Genomic DNA, 3,798 nt, shown 5'->3' with positions numbered 1-3,798 from the left:
ACAAACAGCTTAATAGAAAATTCATTGGGTTTGAAATTGAAGAAAAATATTGCAAAATTGCTCTTGAAAGAGTGAAAAGGATATTGAGATTAGTTATTAAAAAATCTGGGAATATTAGTTTAAAATGAGGAGATAAAAATGGAATGTATTATTAAAGAAAAAAATATTTTATTAATTATTCCTGCAACTAATGATGGGAAATTTAGATTTAAAAAAAGAAAAAATAGATTAGATTTTGGTAAAATTTTTTCGACAAGAGAATGTCCTTTTGATGAACAAACATATTTAGAATGGCAAATAGGTTATGATGTTCCTATTAAGAGTGTTAAAGATGGCAAAAAAGAAACAAAATTAACAAGCAAACATTTTATTGGAAGTAACGGGAAAACAAAATATCCTTATGAATTGTCGGAAATATTTTATAAGGCTATGGAATTAGAATTTATCACTAAAAAAGAAGTTGAAAACTTATTTAATGAAATAGGGGGCTATAAAAGTTTTATAGACGAAAAAGCCATAACCGTCGAACATCATTCACAGATTACTATAAACGGAATAAATTTTGAAGAAACAAGCATTAAGTTGCCAACACTTTTTATGATTGAAACTCTAGATGAAACGCAGATAGAAGTTTCTATTCAAAAACAACAATATGCCTCTGGCGTTCAGCCGATGGTTTATTTTTGCATACCCTTAAAGCGTTTAAAAATTCATCGGATCTTCAAGGTAAATCATCTGTCTCTGGCGATAAACTTGTATATGTTATTAGCAAGGCTAATGTTTTGAATCTTGTATGTATGATGAAAGTGTTTGGAATGGCATCCAAACGACACAATCATGATATTTTCGAAATCCTTAAAATACTTCTTGAAATTATTAATATTAATAGGTGATTATTATGCAAGTTCATTTAGCAGAACATCTACCGAAAAATGAAAGAATCCAATTAGGCAGTTATTATACTCCCGAAAAACTTGTTAAACTAGTTCATCAATTTATAAGGCCCTACATAGAAAACAAGAAAAAAGATGTCATCCTGTTTGATAGTGCTGGGGGCTGTGGGGCATTTTTATTAGACATGAGGCATTATGATTATCGGATAGCAGATTGTGATTTAGAAGCCTGTAAATTTCTCAAGCAACATTTTAGTCTTCATAATATTTTTCATACAAATTCTTTAAAAGGAGGCAATAGAGATAAATATTTAATTCCTTCTTCTGCATTTTTAATAATGATAGGCAATCCACCTTATAATGATACAACATCAGAATTTAAGAACGGCGAGAAAGGACAAAATATATGCGATGAAGATTTATATGATAGAGATATAGGTGTTTCATTTTTAAAGTCATATCATAAACTTAATGCTGATGTCATTTGTGTCTTACATCCGTTATCGTACTTGATAAAAGAGACCAATTTTAAAAGATTAAAAGATTTTAAGGACAATTACAATCTAATAAGAGGTGAGATATTTTCCAGTGCGTTGTTTCATGGAACAGGAAAAGGGAAATTTCCAATATTGGTAGCTCTTTATGAAAAAAATGCAGATGGAATGATATTTGAGGACATTAGAAATTTTAGATTTAATATATTAGATAATGAAAAAACATTTGTTTTATCTAATTTTAAAACTACGGATGGATATATTAATAAATATCCTCCACGTAAAAATGATGTCCAAAAATCTCCTATAGGTTTGTATTATTACACTTTTCGCGATCTTAATTCTTTAAAGAAAAATACCTCTTTTTTTACAAAAGAACATCCTAACGGAATAATGGTAACATTAGAAAATTTTTATAAGTATTCGTATCTTTATTCAGTAAAGAGTCTGTTTAACCCTGAAGATGCGTGGTTATATGGTAATTTGTCTCCCCTTGTCCACATAGAAGATGTAGAGCAAAATAAAAAACTTTATATCGTGTATGCTATTAAAACTAATAAAATATTGAGAGAAATGGACAATTCTATTTTAAAGAAAATTACCAATTATTATAAAATTAAATTTAATAATACAGATAATGTCGATAAGATAGAGAAAACAATTAAAGATAGATTGAGTAAATTAATTGAATGGAATAAATAATAGGTAACCAGAAACAGCAGATAACACAGCATATACGCTTCGGCCTCGCCACATTTTGCTTTCGTGAATACGCCGTGGCAAAATAGGTTCATACTGCGTTTAATAACTACAACTAATTATAAATATCTAAATCATTTTAAAATTTTTAAAGAATAGTAATTTTAAAGATCTAATCTTTTATTGATTATTTAGATAATAAATTGCCTGCTTATATTATTCTCTGACCTTTCGGATACTAAAATATAAGCAGGCAATTTAATTTACTAATTTTTACTCTATAAAAACTAAATTTTATTTAAGTTTTAAAAAAATAGCGGGTTCTTTTACAAATGGCCACCAGCATTAGCATGGTGGGGACTTCAATGAGAACTCCTACCACGGTGGCTAAAGAAGCACCCGAAGATAAACCAAAGAGCATGGTAGAAGTAGCTATGGCTACTTCGAAATGATTACTTGCCCCAATCATGGCAGAAGGAGCGGCGTCTTCATATTTGAGTCTGATTAGTTTTGCCAGTCCATAGGTAAGGAAAAAAATAAGATTAGTTTGAATAAAAAGTGGTATAGCTATCCATAGTATGGTTAGAGGTTTAGTTAAAATAACCTCTCCTTTAAAGGAAAAGAGTAAGATCAGAGTAAATAAAAGAGCGATAATGGATACTGGGGTTAAGAGATGAATAAAATTCTCTTTAAACCATTTTTCTCCTTTCGCCTTGATAATCCACTTTCTGGAATAATAGCCGGCTATTAAAGGTAGGGCAACATAAATAGCAATTGAAAGTACCAGCGCTTGCCAGGGGACTGGTAATCTTCCGACTCCCAGTAAAAATCCACCCAGTGGCCCATAAAGTAAGAGCATGGAGAGAGAGTTTATAGCCACCATAACCAGGGTATGTCCGTCATTGCCTTCTGCCAAATAACTCCAGAGTATCACCATGGCGGTGCAGGGAGCAATGCCTAATAAAATACAGCCGGCCAGGTAACTTCTCCAGAGAGGGATTTGTAGCATTTTTATCCCATTATTTAGAATTACCGTTCCAGCCCCATGCATGGTTCCTACTGCCCAATCCGCCCCCAAAGGAATTTTAACCAAATCGGTAGCATTGATTCCAATAAAATTTTTAAAAAGAACGCCTAAAAAAAAGATTGATATCGCATACATAGTAAAAGGTTTTACCGCCCAATTAGCAAATAAAGTCAGTCCAACTGGTTTAACAGATTTCCCGGCTTTTACTACTTCTCTAAAGTCAATCTTTACCATAATCGGATACATCATAAAAAATAGACAAATAGCAATGGGGATAGAGACAACAGGTGCTTCGTTAACATAAATTGCTAATCCATCAAGATATTTTGCTACCTCGGGAATAATTTTACCGAAAACAATTCCAATACCAATACAAAACAAGACCCATACTGTTAGATATTTTTCAAAAACACTTAAACCTGCTCTTTTTTCTTTAACCATAATTAATATTAATCTCCTTCAAATATTCCAAATTAAATATATTCCACCTAAAATTACTAAAATACCACATATTTTTTTAACTAATACTGCACCTTTAGATCTTTCATTCCAATTTAGATACTTTTGAACCATCCCGGCAAAGGTTCCCGCAAAAACTATTACTGAACAATGACCAATACCATAAGCAAAAAGAAGTGCAGCTCCATAGAAAAATTGTGCAGCTGACAGTTTAAACACAATACCC

At 31.4% G+C, this 3,798-nt stretch carries 2 protein-coding genes and 2 pseudogenes; 2 read left to right on the top strand and 2 right to left on the bottom strand.

Translation table 11 applies throughout. The annotated features are described in order from the left end of the window. The first annotated feature begins 138 nt into the window (after positions 1-138). Both COZ07_RS09965 and COZ07_RS09960 read left to right on the top strand, forming a co-directional pair. Positions 139-893 (top strand): annotated as a pseudogene (locus COZ07_RS09965) (R.Pab1 family restriction endonuclease). Between the two features lie 5 nt (positions 894-898). Further along, positions 899-2,089 carry an N-6 DNA methylase gene (locus COZ07_RS09960; RefSeq protein WP_406608414.1) on the top strand — a complete coding sequence of 397 codons (1,191 nt, stop codon included), beginning with the start codon at positions 899-901 and terminating at the stop codon, positions 2,087-2,089. A gap of 295 nt (positions 2,090-2,384) precedes the next feature. On the opposite strand, the gene arsB is transcribed toward COZ07_RS09960, so the two are convergent. Continuing rightward, positions 2,385-3,554 carry an arsenic resistance protein gene (gene arsB / locus COZ07_RS09955; RefSeq protein ID WP_406608413.1) on the bottom strand — a complete coding sequence of 390 codons (1,170 nt, stop codon included), beginning with the start codon at positions 3,552-3,554 and terminating at the stop codon, positions 2,385-2,387. A gap of 18 nt (positions 3,555-3,572) precedes the next feature. After that, positions 3,573-3,798 (bottom strand): annotated as a pseudogene (locus tag COZ07_RS09950) (cytochrome C biogenesis protein); the annotation flags it as partial.

It is taken from the genome of Candidatus Infernicultor aquiphilus (assembly GCF_002784285.1).
GTDB classification, from domain to species: domain Bacteria; phylum Atribacterota; class Phoenicimicrobiia; order Phoenicimicrobiales; family Phoenicimicrobiaceae; genus Infernicultor; species Infernicultor aquiphilus.
Note: the sequence above shows the minus strand (reverse complement) of the source record. Positions and strands in the feature narration are given on the sequence as shown.

Coding starts and splice junctions, on each gene's coding strand:
- arsB (WP_406608413.1), bottom strand. CDS start 3,554: ATGGTTAAAGAAAAAAGAGCAGGTTTAAGTGTTTTTGAAAAATATCTA.
- COZ07_RS09960 (WP_406608414.1), top strand. CDS start 899: ATGCAAGTTCATTTAGCAGAACATCTACCGAAAAATGAAAGAATCCAA.